This window comes from Fictibacillus sp. FJAT-27399, from assembly GCF_001510655.1.
Lineage (GTDB): Bacteria > Bacillota > Bacilli > Bacillales > Fictibacillaceae > Fictibacillus_C > Fictibacillus_C marinisediminis.
Window position 1 is genome coordinate 121,288 of the sequence record NZ_LMVC01000002.1, and the last position, 14,150, is coordinate 135,437.

At 43.8% G+C, this 14,150-nt stretch carries 14 protein-coding genes and 1 other annotated feature; of the genes, 6 read left to right on the forward strand and 8 right to left on the reverse strand.

The genetic code is table 11. The features are described 5' to 3' along the window. Window positions 1-25: 25 nt before the first annotated feature. Window positions 26-544, forward strand: coding sequence for a GNAT family N-acetyltransferase (locus AR335_RS05660; RefSeq protein ID WP_062232955.1), 519 nt, complete (start codon window positions 26-28; stop codon window positions 542-544). Here the strand turns inward: AR335_RS05660 and AR335_RS23655 are convergent. Further along, window positions 539-712: a hypothetical protein gene (locus AR335_RS23655; RefSeq protein WP_156418866.1), complete on the reverse strand. Its 174-nt coding sequence runs from the start codon at window positions 710-712 to the stop codon at window positions 539-541. The two genes, AR335_RS05660 and AR335_RS23655, sit on opposite strands and share 6 nt — an antisense overlap. A gap of 149 nt (window positions 713-861) precedes the next feature. Continuing rightward, window positions 862-1,800, reverse strand: a complete 939-nt coding sequence (locus AR335_RS05665; RefSeq protein WP_062232958.1) for an NADP-dependent oxidoreductase — start codon at window positions 1,798-1,800, stop codon at window positions 862-864. A gap of 226 nt (window positions 1,801-2,026) precedes the next feature. Here AR335_RS05665 and trpE point away from each other — a divergent pair, with 226 nt between their 5' ends. Beyond that, on the forward strand, window positions 2,027-3,532 hold the full coding sequence (gene trpE / locus AR335_RS05670) for an anthranilate synthase component I (protein ID WP_062232961.1): 1,506 nt from the start codon (window positions 2,027-2,029) through the stop codon (window positions 3,530-3,532). A gap of 494 nt (window positions 3,533-4,026) precedes the next feature. On the opposite strand, the gene AR335_RS05675 is transcribed toward trpE, so the two are convergent. Next, window positions 4,027-4,527 carry a peroxiredoxin family protein gene (locus AR335_RS05675; RefSeq protein WP_062232965.1) on the reverse strand — a complete coding sequence of 167 codons (501 nt, stop codon included), beginning with the start codon at window positions 4,525-4,527 and terminating at the stop codon, window positions 4,027-4,029. Window positions 4,528-4,649: 122 nt separating this feature from the next. Here AR335_RS05675 and AR335_RS05680 point away from each other — a divergent pair, with 122 nt between their 5' ends. The 3 genes from AR335_RS05680 to AR335_RS05690 all read left to right on the forward strand — a co-directional run bounded on the left by AR335_RS05680 (window position 4,650) and on the right by AR335_RS05690 (window position 7,231). Beyond that, complete coding sequence (locus AR335_RS05680; protein ID WP_369795797.1) at window positions 4,650-5,708, forward strand: M42 family metallopeptidase; 1,059 nt, start codon at window positions 4,650-4,652, stop codon at window positions 5,706-5,708. An 84-nt stretch (window positions 5,709-5,792) separates the two neighbouring features. Beyond that, a complete protein-coding gene (gene proC / locus AR335_RS05685; RefSeq protein WP_062232970.1) occupies window positions 5,793-6,605 on the forward strand; it encodes a pyrroline-5-carboxylate reductase in 813 nt (270 codons plus the stop codon). 29 nt (window positions 6,606-6,634) lie between these two features. Continuing rightward, window positions 6,635-7,231, forward strand: a complete 597-nt coding sequence (locus tag AR335_RS05690; protein WP_062232973.1) for a DedA family protein — start codon at window positions 6,635-6,637, stop codon at window positions 7,229-7,231. A gap of 333 nt (window positions 7,232-7,564) precedes the next feature. Here the strand turns inward: AR335_RS05690 and spoVB are convergent, their stop codons facing one another. After that, window positions 7,565-9,097, reverse strand: coding sequence for a stage V sporulation protein B (spoVB, locus tag AR335_RS05695; protein ID WP_062232977.1), 1,533 nt, complete (start codon window positions 9,095-9,097; stop codon window positions 7,565-7,567). 187 nt (window positions 9,098-9,284) lie between these two features. Between spoVB and AR335_RS05700 the strand changes: the two genes are divergently transcribed. Beyond that, a complete protein-coding gene (locus AR335_RS05700; RefSeq protein WP_062232980.1) occupies window positions 9,285-9,899 on the forward strand; it encodes a DedA family protein in 615 nt (204 codons plus the stop codon). Window positions 9,900-10,070: 171 nt separating this feature from the next. Here the strand turns inward: AR335_RS05700 and AR335_RS25120 are convergent, their stop codons facing one another. The 4 genes from AR335_RS25120 to AR335_RS05715 form a co-directional block, all read right to left on the reverse strand. Continuing rightward, window positions 10,071-10,196 carry a hypothetical protein gene (locus AR335_RS25120; RefSeq protein ID WP_255357535.1) on the reverse strand — a complete coding sequence of 42 codons (126 nt, stop codon included), beginning with the start codon at window positions 10,194-10,196 and terminating at the stop codon, window positions 10,071-10,073. Between the two features lie 83 nt (window positions 10,197-10,279). Beyond that, the gene (locus tag AR335_RS05705) at window positions 10,280-11,275 is read right to left on the reverse strand and encodes a tryptophan--tRNA ligase (RefSeq protein ID WP_062232982.1); all 996 of its coding nucleotides are present in this window, start codon (window positions 11,273-11,275) and stop codon (window positions 10,280-10,282) included. Window positions 11,276-11,317: 42 nt separating this feature from the next. Further along, window positions 11,318-11,560 (reverse strand) — a binding site (T-box leader). A gap of 41 nt (window positions 11,561-11,601) precedes the next feature. Further along, window positions 11,602-12,270 (reverse strand): SOS response-associated peptidase, encoded by a 669-nt coding sequence (locus AR335_RS05710; RefSeq protein WP_062232983.1) that lies wholly within the window; start codon window positions 12,268-12,270, stop codon window positions 11,602-11,604. A 106-nt stretch (window positions 12,271-12,376) separates the two neighbouring features. Next, entirely contained in the window at window positions 12,377-13,843 is a 1,467-nt protein-coding gene (locus tag AR335_RS05715; protein WP_062232984.1) for an NAD(P)/FAD-dependent oxidoreductase, read from the reverse strand. Window positions 13,844-14,150: the final 307 nt, after the last annotated feature.

Sequence of the window (14,150 nt, forward strand, 5' to 3'; positions counted from 1 at the left end):
TCTTTTTAGAGAGGAAGTGATTCGATTGGAGATAAGAAAAGCCACTCCGGGAGATGAAAAGGGAATAGCTTTCGTGCAGGTTGATAGCTGGAGAACGACTTATAAAGGAATTGTTAACGATGAATACTTGGAGCAGATGAAGGCAGAGGACAGGCAGGATTTGTGGATGGGCATCATTCAAAAGCCACTGGAGAAAAGTTTTTTATATGTGGCATCTATTAATCAGGAGATTATTGGTTTTTGTTCCGGCGGTCCCAATCGCTCAGGCCGCTTTCCTTATGAATCTGAACTGTATGCCATCTATCTCTTGCAGGAGTATCAGAGAAGAACGATCGGCAGCAGTCTAATCCGGCATTTTGCTCAAAATCAATACGATGCCGGCTATCGTACGATGCTTGTTTGGGTTTTGAAAGATAATCCATGCAAAGCAGCGTATGAAAAGCTGGGCGGTATAAAGCTTGGGGAAGAAGTAATACAGATTGGAAAACAGCAGTTGACGGAAGAGGCTTTGGGGTTCGATCTCGCGAAACTGCTTCAGTTATAATTCATTTCTACGCTGAAGTTTATGGCGTATGAAGATTCTTTCCATGAGCTTAATGAGCTGATTTTCATAGGCGGATTTTTCTTCTGGACAATCCGTGCGGTTTATTTTACTTTTTAACTGCTTAACCTTTTCTTTTTCTTCTGGTGTTAACTGATGGGAAAGAATCATAATTTCCTCCTTATGAAAAGAAAATGTAGGTTAACCTTATCATGATGCAGGAAAGGATTTCTATAGTTATGTTAGGTTTTCTTACATTAAAAACGGCCTGTAACGATGGATGATATATCCTTCGTTACAGGCCTCATTTCTGCTGAAGACTAGGATTTCACTTGAATAATGATTTTTCCTTTAGCGTGATGAGACTCGCTTAATTCGTGAGCTTTTCTTACACCCTCTTGGGTTAGAGGAAAGGTTTCTCCCACAAAAGGTTTAATTTTCCCTGCCTCAATCAACTTTCCGATCTCAGCAAGCTGGTCTCCGTCAGGATCCAAAAAGACAAACCCAGCTTTGACAGAATGATTGGTGGCCTCCTTCTGTACCGGCGGGCTTACGATGGAAACGAGAATTCCACCCGGCTTGATCACTTTATAGCTGTTATGCTGCACTTCCCCGCCGATCGTATCAAACACGATGTCTACGGGTTCAATCGCTTCGGCAAAATCTTTTACTTTATAGTCAATAAACTCATCTGCACCAGATTCTTTGATAATCTCCTCTGAATCCTTACTGCCTGTTGATAGGACGTAAGCTCCTTTTGCTTTAGCAAGCTGAATAGCAAAACTGCCGACTCCTCCTCCGCCTGCGTGAATAAGGACCCTTTGTCCTTCCTGAATGTGTGCAAACTCCACCAGGGATTGCCATGCCGTAAGGCCAACGAGGGGAATAGAGGCTGCTTCTTCATACGTCAGGTTTTTTGGCTTGAAGGCGACCAATTCTTCATCAGCAGCAAGCAGTTCAGCATAGGTGCCGTCCCGTTCTGTTGCCGGCCGTGTAAATATTTCGTCTCCCGGCTTGAACTTGGTCACAGAAGAGCCGGTCTCTTTCACTACTCCCGCTGCATCCCATCCAAGTATTATTGGAAAAGTGAAGGAAAGGTTGTCTCTCAAGTACCCCTCACGAATTTTCCAGTCCACCGGGTTAATTGAAGTGGCATGGATCTCAATGAGGATATCTTTCGGACCTGGCTTGGGATCGTTCACTTTTTTCTCCACAAGCTGATCTCTTCCTCCATATTCATTAATAACAACTGCTTTCATTCCTTTTCACCTCTTCTATAGTAATCTCATCATAGGTAGCTTTCCCTGTTGAAATGAGGTTGAATCCGGAAAGTAACGGTTGACAGTTTTCCTATTGCATTATATAGTGATTTTTAATCGTGAGGTTAGTTGAGAAGAGTTGAGTGGGAACAAAAGAGCAGAGCCGAGCTGAGATTAGCGGTTATGGTTGCTAATCTTCGTCTCTCGTAAAGAAGGGATGATAGCCATGATTCAACCATCATTGGAAGAAGTACAACAACTGGCAGGAAGCTATAATTTAGTTCCTGTAAGCATTGAGTTATTCGCAGATGTTCATACAGTCATTGAACTGTATCAAACGTATTATAAGGAAGATTATTCTTTCTTGCTTGAAAGTGTAGAAGGCGGCCAGCAATGGGCCCGGTATTCGTATATCGGAAAAAATCCCTTTATGGTGGTCTCGTGCAAGAAGGGTAAAACAACGATAAAGAAAAAAGGCCAGGATGAAACCTTTACAGGGCATCCTATTGATATTTTAAAATCTCTCCTCAACCAATTCAAAAGTCCCGCGCATAACAATCTGCCTCAATTTGCAGGCGGTGCAGTCGGTTATTTCGGCTATGATATCCTGCAATATTTTGAAAACATTCCACCTCACGGCAAAGATGTCATCAATACAGATGATATGAAATTTTTATTCGTAGATGAACTGATTGTCTTTGATCATCTAAAACAATCCATACAAATTGTCTGCAACCTTCATGTTCCGGAGAACCACTCGGAGCAGCAAATTGAAGAAGCCTACAAAAAAGCTGAACAGTCCATACATGATACGCTGGCACAGCTTGAAAATAATGTGAATCACCCTGTTCCAGCCTTTCGCTACCTTCCTCAGCAGGAAGTTGATATAAGCGCAGTACAATCTAATCTGACAAAAGAAGAGTTTTGCAGGATGGTAGAGCGAGCTAAAGAATATATTACTGCCGGTGATATTTTTCAAGTTGTGCTTTCACAGTGCTTTGAAAGTGAAGCAAAAGCGGACCCGCTGACCGTCTACCGGGTTCTGCGGATCGTAAACCCATCTGCCTACATGTATCTCTTGAAGATGCCGGATGAGACCATCGTTGGTTCATCACCAGAATTGCTTGTCAAAGTAGAAGGACAGCAGGTAAGAACCAGACCGATTGCCGGGACTCGTCCCCGGGGAAAAGACATGGAGGAAGACCAGCTATTAGCAGAGGAATTATTGGCGGACGAAAAAGAAGTGGCAGAACATATCATGCTTGTCGATTTAGGAAGGAACGATATCGGCAGGGTTTCAGAATATGGCAGTGTGGAAGTGTCCTCATTTATGGAGATTGAGAGATACTCTCATGTCATGCATATCGTATCGGACGTAACTGGAACGCTGAGAAGCGATAAAGACTTCTTTGACGCTCTGATCTCTTGCCTGCCAGCCGGAACGCTGTCCGGAGCTCCGAAAATCAGAGCCATGCAGATCATATCAGAACTTGAGACGCAAGCTCGAGGAACGTATGCAGGGGCCATCGGATATTTATCATTTTCAGGGAATATGGACTCCTGCATTACGATCCGTACGATTCTGTTTAAAAATCAAAAAGCTTATATTCAAGCGGGGGCAGGCATCGTCGCTGATTCTGTTCCGGAGAACGAATACGAAGAGACCTTTAATAAAGCGAAAGCCTTGCTGAAAGCCATTCAAGTGGCTGAAGCGATGGAACTTCAAGTGTAATAAAAAGTGGGTATGATTTTGAACCGCCGTTTGAAAAGCAGAAGGGTATAAGCAAGCTTATCCCATCTGCTTTTCAGGCGGTTCATTTGTTTCACAACCAGCCGGCTCTTATCATCGCCAGCGATCACATCCCTACTAAAGGAGAAAAAAATTTGAGGGTTTCTTTCAAGAATCAGTAGGGGTGCACAATATGAATGACCTCAATATAGGTCTTTACAAAATCAATAAAAAAAGGCTCTTTTCTAAAAGATTGTTGCTTTAGGAACAAGTAAAGAACCTTCATTGATTAGTTGATTGGAGTGTAAGGTGCGAGACTGAGGCTAGATTAACGGGACGGGTGAGACACGCGGAAATCGAGCCTCCTGAAACGGAAATCAACCACTCCTAAGAGCAACAAAGGTTACGAAAACAACCTAAAAAAAAGAGCCCTGGGGGTTCTTTTTTTTATCGAGTTTTTTGAACTCCATGTGTAATAAAAAAAAGAGGCTCTTTTTTTAACGCAATGTTTTCTGAATGTACTTAATGGTTTTTCGAAGATCTTCAGCGGAAGGCCTTCCGAAAGGGCCGGTCTGAAAGCTTAGATAAAGAATTCTTTTTTGCGGATCAACGAGAAAGACAGCCGGTTCTCCATGTGAGCCATGATCATCATAATAGGTATCATCATGGTAATAGACGCCGTAAGCTTTAATTACTTCCTGATCCTTGTCACTCAGAACGGGGAAAGAGAGTGTCCTGCTTTGCTTCATTTTTGCAAGGTTGGCGGATTCGTCAGTAGAAATGGCAAGAATGTGAGTATTCAGCTCACGAAACGTTTCTTTATGTTTCTCAAGATCCTTGAGCTGTTCGTTGCATACCGGGCACCATTCTCCGCGGAAAAATACAAGCAAGTGAAAGCGGTCATCCGTTTTTAAATGGTCATAAAAATGAAAGGATTCTCCTTCTGCTGTTACTGCTGTAAAGTCAGGGGCCTGATCGCCCAATTGGAATTTTGGCAAAATGTTGTCCTCCTTTTTTTATTATTTAAGTATTCCTTAATCGTCTATAAATAAAACCTTGAATGCTTTGTAATAAAACAAGGGCATTTTTACCATTCTATAGATATAGGATGGTGATAGATTTGGATCTTTTAAAAGAACTGACAGAAACCAATGGTGCTCCAGGCTTTGAAAACGAGATACGAAAAATTATGAAGCGTGAGATCGAAAAGTCCGGTGCACCGCTTGTTTATGATCACATGGGAAGCATTTTTGGCGAGAAAAAAGGGTCAGCTGATGGACCTAAAATCATGCTTGCCGGCCACATGGATGAAGTAGCTTTCATGATTAGCGAAATTACGAAGGATGGCTATTTGCGGTTCGTTCCGCTCGGCGGCTGGTGGGATCAAGTTATCCTTTCCCAGCGAGTTCACGTGATTACAGACAAGAAAACGTTCACAGGTGTGGTAGGGTCAAAGCCTCCGCATATTTTGACTCTGGAAGAACGGAAAAAAGTCTATCCGATGCGTGAAATGTTTATCGATATTGGGGCAAACGATAAAGATCAGGTGAAAGAATGGGGGATCAAGGTTGGAGATCCGATCATGCCGATCTGTCCGTTTGAACTTTTGCCAGATAACGATACAATCCTGGCAAAAGCATTGGATAATCGTGCGGGCTGCTATCTTGCACTGGAGGTGTTAAAGCAACTCAAAGACAGTGACCACCCGAACACCATTTACTGTGGAGCCACAGTTCAGGAAGAAGTCGGCTTAAGGGGAGCAGCAACCGCACCGTATGCCATGGAGCCTGATCTTGCGATTGCAATGGATGTGGGGATCGCGCAAGATGGACCGGGTGACAACTCAAACAAAGCCAAGCTCGGAGCTGGTCCGCTCATAACATTCCTTGACTCTTCTATGGTGCCGCACGTTCCACTGCGAAACATGGTGATCGAGATCGCCGAGAAACATAACATCCCTTACCAGGTGGATGTCATGCTCGGCGGAGGAACGGATGCCGGCAGGTTCCATTTGTTTAAAAAAGGCATTCCTTCTCTTGTAATCGGTGTCGCATCGCGTTATATCCACAGCCATGTTTCCATGGTCAGCAAGAGCGATCTGGAAAACACAGTAAAACTATTGGCGGCAGTCGTTAAAACAGTCGATCAGAAGAAAATGGAGTCCCTGATAGATTTTTAAACAAAATAAGCTACAATAGAGAAAAGGTGTTCTTTTTGAACGCCTTTTGCTTTTGAAATCACTTGTTTAAAAGGAGATCAACAAATGAGTACAACATTCCTGTTTATTGGCGCAGGCCGCATGGCAGAGTCAATGATTAAAGGACTTCAGTCTTCTAAAGACCATAATATATCGATCATTGCAGGAAATCAGGGAAACACAGAAAGACTTCAGGAGTTATTTTCGTTATATGCTGTTGAGACGACAACAGACTGGATTCATCATGTGCTGGATAGTTCTGTCATTGTTCTTGCCGTTCCTCCTGACGCCCATGATGCTGTCTTAGAAAAACTTTCAACCGCTATCGATGGCCAACTTGTCATTTCCGTGGCGGCTGGAGTCGGACTCAAAAAACTGGAGGATAACCTTCCTGCTCGCACACCGGTAGCCTGGGTGATGCCTAATACGGCTTCAGAGGCGGGAGAATCCATGTCCATTTATACACATGCTGAAACCTTGGATGCTAACCAAGAACAGCAGCTGAAAATTCTGTTGGACAGTATCGGCTCCTCCGAAAAATGCACTGAAGAGCAGATACATAAACTTACTGCTGTTACTGGGAGCGCTCCAGCCTTTCTTTATGAATTTGCTTCTGCTCTCATTAATGCTGCGTCGAGCTATGGGATATCAGAAGGCCAAGCACGGAAGCTCGTTTCACAGATGATCTATGGTTCTGCGGTCATGTTAAAAAGTGGTTTGTCACCGATTGACCTTAGGGAAGCGGTCACTACACCAGGCGGGGCAACAGCGGCCGGGCTGGAGATCTTAAAAGAAGCTGGTTTTGGACAGCTGATTCAAAAGGCGGTTCAAGCGACCAACGAACGTGCAGCTGAGCTAGGCAAGGCTGTGAAAGAATGACAGACATCATAACCGTATAGGGGTAATCTATGAGTAAAACGATTTTGGATTTTATTATTCACTATGAATATGTCGGTATCTTTCTTGCTCTTGCCTTTGGTTTAATTGGTCTGCCGGTTCCGGATGAAATTTTACTCACCTTTACAGGCTATCTAGTCTACGAAGGAAAAACAGGATTTGCATTGACCTTGTTGTCTGCCTTTTTGGGAGCGATGTCCGGAATCTCCGTCAGTTATTTTCTAGGCTATAAACTCGGTCTGCCATTTTTGAAAACGTTTGGCCCTAAAATTGGTATTACGGAAGAAAAAATAGAAAAAACACAATGGCACTTTCAAAAATATGGAAAACTGATGATTATCATCGGTTACTTTATTCCGGGAATCCGCCATATTTCTGCTTATATTGCGGGCATTTCAGCCATGAAATTTAAAAGGTTTGCGCTGTATGCCTATTCAGGCGGATTAGTATGGAGCTTCACGTTTATCATGCTCGGAAAAGAGTTGGGCAGAAAGTGGAGAGTTGTTGAGCAGTACTTTCACAACCTGGGATTCTACGCTATTCTCACGGCTGTAGCGGCAGTGCTGCTTATTTGGCTTATCTATAAAGTTAAAATGAAACGTGCGTAAAAAAAGGGGCTGTCCTGAAAGTCGAAAATTGACCTTCAGCAGCTCCTTTTTGGCTTGAAAATCTTCAATGAAAAGTTGATTGAAGTGGAAGGTGCGAGACTCCTCGAAAATGAACTTCACATTTTCTTCGTGCGATTAAACGCTGCCGGAGTCTTCCTTGTCCTGCGGGACTAGCGTGACAGGTGAGACTCCCGTAGGCGCCAGCGCCAAAAAGTAGGCGTTCACGCCGGTAAGGCTCACCGCACGCCCTGCGAAAGTAGGCGTTTACGCCGGTAAAAGCGAGCACCCTGGAACGGAAATCAACAGCTTACAGCCTTCTTGGACAGCCCCTTTTTATTTTTGAGGTTTCATCCAAAGGCGGCCGATGCCATTTTGCAGCATCCGCAGCAGGAATAGCGTTCCATAATAAAAGGAGAACACGACGATCAGCAGGAGGGTGATCGACAGGTGGTTTTCATAGTGGGTGGTATGCATAAGTTCGCACAGACAGATGGTTGCAACTCCTGATGCAATGAACGTAAAGTATTCTGCGAGCTTAGGCTTGAACTTCACCTCTTCCACGATGGTGTGGTAATGGAGGAAGGAAAGTAAAACCCCGCTAAAGTTCACTGCTATAATGACCCCATGGATGCCAAACGATGTTTGTGAAGCAAGGGAAAGAATGAGCAGGATAGACAGGATATTAACCCATATGGTTTGCGAGAACACATCTCTTGCCCTTCCCAGGCCAAAAAGGATGGCCTGAAGCGGTGCAAGCAAATAATGAAACAGAATAAAGGGTGAGAGGAGCATCAGAAACTGGCCGGCTTGTGGAGAATGATAGAAGAGCACGGTAAGTTCATCTGCAAAAAAATACATCACGATCGAGCACGGAATGCCATAAAGAAAGGTAATATGAAAAGCCTGGTGGATCCGCTGATGCAGCCCTGCTTCATCCTGTTTGGAGCGTGCTTCGGAAATGGAAGGAACGAGTGAAACATACAGTGAATATCCGATAAATCCCGGAAAGTAGCCGATCGTCATCGCAAACGCCGTAAGCATGCCATACTGTTTAGTGGCGATTGATGCTGTAATTCCGGCGAACATTAAACTTTGCGTGATCAAAATCGGATTCACTGCAGCAGTAAGGGCGTTCAGGATGCGGACTCCAGTCGTAGGAAGGCTTACTTGAAACAGCTTTTTTAAGATGCTTCTGCGCGGAACAGGTGTGAAATCTGATTTCGAAACATCTTTTAAGTTTCGCTGCCCTAGTAAAAACGACGTTGAAAAGAAAAACAGTGAGACAAGCTCACCGGCCCCAATACCCAATACAGCAGCAACAACTCTATATTCTAATGGCAAACCTTTCATATATTGCAGGACGTAAAAAATAAAACTCAGCTGCGCCGTTTTTTCTAAAAGCTGAGCGATTGCTATGGGCTTCATTTTTTGAAGTCCGCTGAAGTAGCCTTTCAGAATTGAGGTCGTTCCTATGACCGGCACGATCGGGATGAGAGCAAGCAAAGGATACCCGAGCCGAGTATCAATGGTCTCCCATTTTAAAAGCACCAGCGTAACTGCCGCACTGATCAGCACCAGCAGCAGGCTTAATCCCATGATGACGTAAAACGATACCTTAACGATCTGGAGCCTCTGTTTGTCATTCTGATGTACTTCCTCTTCGGCCAAAACCTTTGAGAGGGCCGTTGGAAATTCAAGAGCGGCAATCGTGATCAGCAGTCCGATTACCGGCAGTGCCATCATGTAAAATCCCATACCTTCACTGCCCAATGATCTTGCGAGAAGGACGCTGACTACAAATTCCACGACTTTTGTGTAGAGCATTGCCAAAGATAAAATAAGTGTTCCTTTTAGAAATTTTCCCATGATTTCACCCTTTGTCCAATTCATCTCCTTAACATGTATATGACATATGAAGTGAAAAAGAAGAGAGATTTATAATGTCGAAAAAAGGAGTCCTTTGGATTGGAAAATAAAAGAATTGTAAAAAAACGATACAAAATTGTATATTTTCGGTAAGATAGAGATACTATCCTAAACTAGTTGGTGTTGTATGGAGATCTTTTTACAAAATCTTTTTCATCATTACGGGTATTTTGCACTGTATTTCCTTCTTGCGCTTGGTGTGATCGGTCTTCCAGTGCCGGATGAGTTCCTGCTGACCTTTGCCGGTTATATCGTTTACACGGGTGAAGTTTCTTTTGCTTTGACACTGCTCGCCGCTTTTGCTGGATCAGCGACCGGGATTACGATCAACTATTGGCTCGGAAAGAGCTTTGGTTTACCCTTATTGCTTAAATATGGACCGAAATTTCACTTATCAACACATAAAATACACACCTCACAATCTTACTTTCAGCGTTTCGGAAAACCATTAATCATGTTTGGATACTTTATTCCAGGAATCCGGCATCTTACAGCCTATTTTGCAGGGATGTCCTCGCTTCCGTATCGTGTATTCGCCTTTTATGCATATATCGGTGCATTTATCTGGAGTTTTCTGTTCATCATGATCGGCAGAACGGTAGGTGCAAAATGGTACCTTGTTACCGCATTTGTTCATAAGGCGAGCCTTCTCGGCCTGGCCGTTTTTATCATTGCAATTGCTGTAGCTGTCTATTCTTTGAAAACAAAGGGAAGAAAATCACAACGATATGACGTTTCATGAGAAAGAGTGTAAGAATAGGAAAAAAGAGGCTGTCCAGAAAGTCGAAAATTGACCTTCAGGCAGCCCCTTTTTGGCTTGAAAAATCTTCAATGAAAAGTTAATTGAAGTGGAAGATGCGAGACTCCTGCGGGACTAGCNCCCTTTTTGGCTTGAAAAATCTTCAATGAAAAGTTAATTGAAGTGGAAGATGCGAGACTCCTGCGGGACTAGCGTGACAGGTGAGACTCCCGCCGGTGCTTGCACCAAGAGGCTCACCGCACGCCCCGCGGAAAGCGAGCAGCCTGGAACGGAAATCAACAGCTTACAGACTTCTTGGACAGCCCCCTTTTTTTGAGAGAGGAACCGGGCGGCTGAACCAAATAATGGGCGGAAGCCGTCACTCAGCAACCTATCTTTTCCTTAACCTCTTCAAGAAATGGTCTCGCCCGCCGGCGAGCTTTTTCAGCTCCGTGCAGGAGAATTTCATCCATTTTCCTCGGGTTGTTCATGAGTTCTATATAACGCTGCCTTGGTGTTTCCAAATAGGCGTTCATAACATGAAATAATTCTTTTTTAACCTCTCCCCAGCCAACTCCATTCTCATATCTCTCACGCATCCTCTTCACCTGCGCTTTTGATGCAAATTCTTTATAGATTAAGAACAAAGATGAACGAGCTGGGTCTTTTGGGTCCTCAGGTAAACTAGAATCCGTCTCAATCCGTTTGATCAGTTTCTCTAACTCTTTCTCCTCACTAAAAAGAGGAATCGTATTGTTATAGCTCTTACTCATCTTCCTGCCATCAAGCCCCGGAACGACTGAAGTTTCTTCGTCAACCTTGTATTCAGGCATTTTGAATGTCTCGCCATATATATGGTTGAAATGTCCGGCGATGTCTCTGGCGATTTCCACGTGCTGAATCTGGTCTTTGCCGACAGGGACAATATCTGATTGAAACAATAAAATATCTGCGGCCATTAAGATGGGATACGTAAACACACCCATATTGATACCGGAATCCTGCTCGAGACCGTTCTCCCGGTTTTCCTCAATCAAACCTTTATAAGCGTGGGCGCGGTTCATCAAACCTTTTGGTGTGAGGCAGGAGAGAATCCATGCGAGCTCCAAAATTTCTGGAACATCTGCCTGGCGGTAAAAGGTTGATTTTTCGGGGTCAAGACCGAGTGCAAGCCAGGTTGCCGCAATGCCATATACATAATCCTTGAATTGGTTTGCATGTTGAACCGTTGTTAAAGAGTGGTAGTCTGCAATAAAGTAATAAGGTGAATAGGCATCGTTTTCAGCCAGCTGGAGAGCTGGTTTAATGGCTCCAATATAATTTCCGATGTGCAGCCTTCCGGTAGACTTGATTCCAGTCAGTACAATTTTTTTCTCCATTTAATTTCCTCCTGTCCAATAAAAAAGGGGCTCCTCATCCTGATTAAGGACGAGAAACCCCGTTGTGCCACCTTGATGAACTGCTCTAAGCAGTCCGCTTTAACAGTATCCAAAGACCGAATACCTGTCTCCTTCTAACGGCGAGACCTTCCGTCAAAGCCTACTCCCAGCGGTTTCGGTTTGAGGCTCAGAAGCCCATTCAATCGCATTTCCACACTGGCTCTCACCAACCGCCAGCTCTCTGAAGTGTACGTGCCATCTACTCTTCTTCTTCATAGCCATGTATCGTTTCCATAATGTTAAATGATGGATATTGATAAATCAAGCTAAAAATTTAATAAAGGTACAACGCAGTCCTTCACGTCATGTCTCGGTGAGTTGACAACCGGTGATACTTCAAATGCCTCCATCTGTTCACTATCATATGGAGTGAGGAGAGATTTTAAGTACTCGTTATCCTGAATGGAAGGATCCAGCCAGCTTTCTTCTGCTTCTTTTGTCAGGATGACCGGCATGCGGTCGTGGAGGTCTTTCATCAATGCATTCGGGCGTGTTGTGATATGAGTACAGGACGTAATCACTTCTCCATTTTGTTCCCATTGATCCCAGAGGCCTGCAAAGGCAAAAGGTTTACGGTTTTTCAGCCGGATATGAAACGGCTGCTTTTGTTTGTCTTCTCTTTTCCATTCATAAAAGCCATCGGCTATCACGAGACAACGCTTATTTTTCAAGGGACCTCTAAATGAAGCCTTCTCATCCACCGTTTCGGCCCGGGCGTTGATCATCTTGTAGCCGATCTTGGGATCTTTCGCCCAAAAGGGAATCAGCCCCCAGCGGTGCATTTCCGCTTTTCGTGTCCTTCCATCCGAGGTAATAACAAGCACGTTTTGTGATGGAGCGATGTTAAAGCGCTGAGGCAAGGTTTTGGGAATGGTGATATCAAACTCTTCCTGAATAAAATGCATATCCGCATACAAAGAATATCTGCCACACATACGAAACAGCTCCTTTGAAAGATTCTACTTCTATTTTAGCGTAAAGCCTAGGCTTCTAAAACCTAAAAAAGACCCGTTCCTGATAAACGAGTCTTTGAATCTGCCATTAATAGATGACCACCAGTTCCTTTTCTTTTGTGTTCAATTTATCAGCGATATCACGAGCGATCCAGACTCCGCACGCGCTCGCCTGTGCAAGTCCTCGCGTAATCCCGGCGCCGTCTCCGCCGACATAGAGGCCGGAAATCTCTGATTCAAAACGGTCATTCAGCTTCGGCCGGGCAGAATAGAATTTGGCCTCTACTCCATAAAATAATGTATGTTCTGAAGAAATACCAGGGGTAACTTCATTCAGTGCCTCTGTCATTTCAATCAGGCTTTTCATTGTGTTATAAGGAAGAACTAAACCGAGGTCACCAGGAACCGCCTCTTTCATTGTTGGATTAAGAAAGCCTTCTTTGATCCGTTTTTCAGTGGAACGGCGGCCTTTCTTAATATCTCCGTACTTTTGTACGACCAAGCCTCCAGAGGATAACTGGTTAGCAAGCCTCGATACTTCATGTGCATATTCCGTAGGCTCATCAAATGGATCATCAAATTTATGGGACACAAGCAGAGCAAAGTTGGTATTCGGGCTTCCGAGAGCAGGGTCTTTGTAGGCATGCCCGTTTGCCAGCATGATGCCTGAATGGTTCTCGACCACTACGTGTCCTGACGGATTGCTGCAGAACGTTCGGACTCTTGTGCCGACAGACGTGTTGAACACAAATTTCCCTTCATATAAATGCTCGTTGATTTCCTCCATCACCACGTTTGACGTTTCTACACGGACACCGATGTCCACTTGGTTAGCTGCCATTTTCAGCCGGCGTTTTTTCAGAATCTTGGTGAGCCATGATGAGCCATCGCGGCCTGGAACGATGACGATTTTATCCGCAGAGAGGATCGTTCCGTCTTTTAATTCCACGCCAGTTGCTTTGTGCGTGCCATCCACTTTTTCTGTAACAAGATCCAATACTTCTGCTTTATAGCGCATTTCGATTTTTTCTTTTAAGTATTCATAGATGCTGGTCAGAATAGCAAGGTTTTGTTCCGTTCCAAGGTGGCGGACCTGTGCACGGAGAAGCTTCAATCCAGCAGCATACGCGCGCTTCTCGATATCTCTCACTTCATCAGTCAGCGGGTCAGTAATGGTTTCTGTCGCTCCATGTTCAAGGTTAATGCTGTCTACATATTTTATAAGATCAATCACGGTTTCATCCGGCAGGTAATCAGTCATCCAGCCGCCAAACTCACTTGTAATATTAAACTTTCCATCAGAGTATGCTCCTGCTCCTCCAAAGCCATTCGTAATCGAACAGGCTGGAAGGCAGCCGGCAAATTCTTTTCTTCCGGCAGCAGGCGGGCACTTTTGAATTTTCTTTTGCAGGATCGGGCAGTTTCTTGAATAAATATCATGGCCTTTATCGATCAATAAAATGTTGGCTTCCGGCATTTTGCGAGTTAATTCATAGCAAGAAAATATTCCGGCCGGACCAGCACCAACCACAATGACATCATATTTGTTATTCATAAAAAGAACCTCCCGAGTTCAAGCTTCTACGTGTTGTTTTACTCAACCTTAGTAACTATATCAAATTCTGAAAACAAAAACAATAAAATTTACGAACCTTTAATTAAAAATTAATTTTAATGTTCGTATTTAGCGTTCTAAAATGGAATAAATAACCTCTTTATCCGCTTTCAGCTTATAAAAACCATAAAATTGATAACGTGTAAAGTGCTTGACATAAGTAAGTTACGTTTGTTATTATACTTACTATAAGTAAGTTAAAGTGTTTGTTCATAATAAAAGGGAATAGTAACAGGGTATATATGAA

What these genes read in the sequence shown, in the direction of transcription:
- AR335_RS23655 (WP_156418866.1), bottom strand. Translation starts at nt 712, where the DNA reads ATGATTCTTTCCCATCAGTTAACACCAGAAGAAAAAGAAAAGGTTAAG.
- AR335_RS05665 (WP_062232958.1), bottom strand. Translation starts at nt 1,800, where the DNA reads ATGAAAGCAGTTGTTATTAATGAATATGGAGGAAGAGATCAGCTTGTG.
- trpE (WP_062232961.1), top strand. Translation starts at nt 2,027, where the DNA reads ATGATTCAACCATCATTGGAAGAAGTACAACAACTGGCAGGAAGCTAT.
- proC (WP_062232970.1), top strand. Translation starts at nt 5,793, where the DNA reads ATGAGTACAACATTCCTGTTTATTGGCGCAGGCCGCATGGCAGAGTCA.
- AR335_RS05690 (WP_062232973.1), top strand. Translation starts at nt 6,635, where the DNA reads ATGAGTAAAACGATTTTGGATTTTATTATTCACTATGAATATGTCGGT.
- spoVB (WP_062232977.1), bottom strand. Translation starts at nt 9,097, where the DNA reads ATGGGAAAATTTCTAAAAGGAACACTTATTTTATCTTTGGCAATGCTC.
- AR335_RS05700 (WP_062232980.1), top strand. Translation starts at nt 9,285, where the DNA reads ATGGAGATCTTTTTACAAAATCTTTTTCATCATTACGGGTATTTTGCA.
- AR335_RS05705 (WP_062232982.1), bottom strand. Translation starts at nt 11,275, where the DNA reads ATGGAGAAAAAAATTGTACTGACTGGAATCAAGTCTACCGGAAGGCTG.
- AR335_RS05710 (WP_062232983.1), bottom strand. Translation starts at nt 12,270, where the DNA reads ATGTGTGGCAGATATTCTTTGTATGCGGATATGCATTTTATTCAGGAA.
- AR335_RS05715 (WP_062232984.1), bottom strand. Translation starts at nt 13,843, where the DNA reads ATGAATAACAAATATGATGTCATTGTGGTTGGTGCTGGTCCGGCCGGA.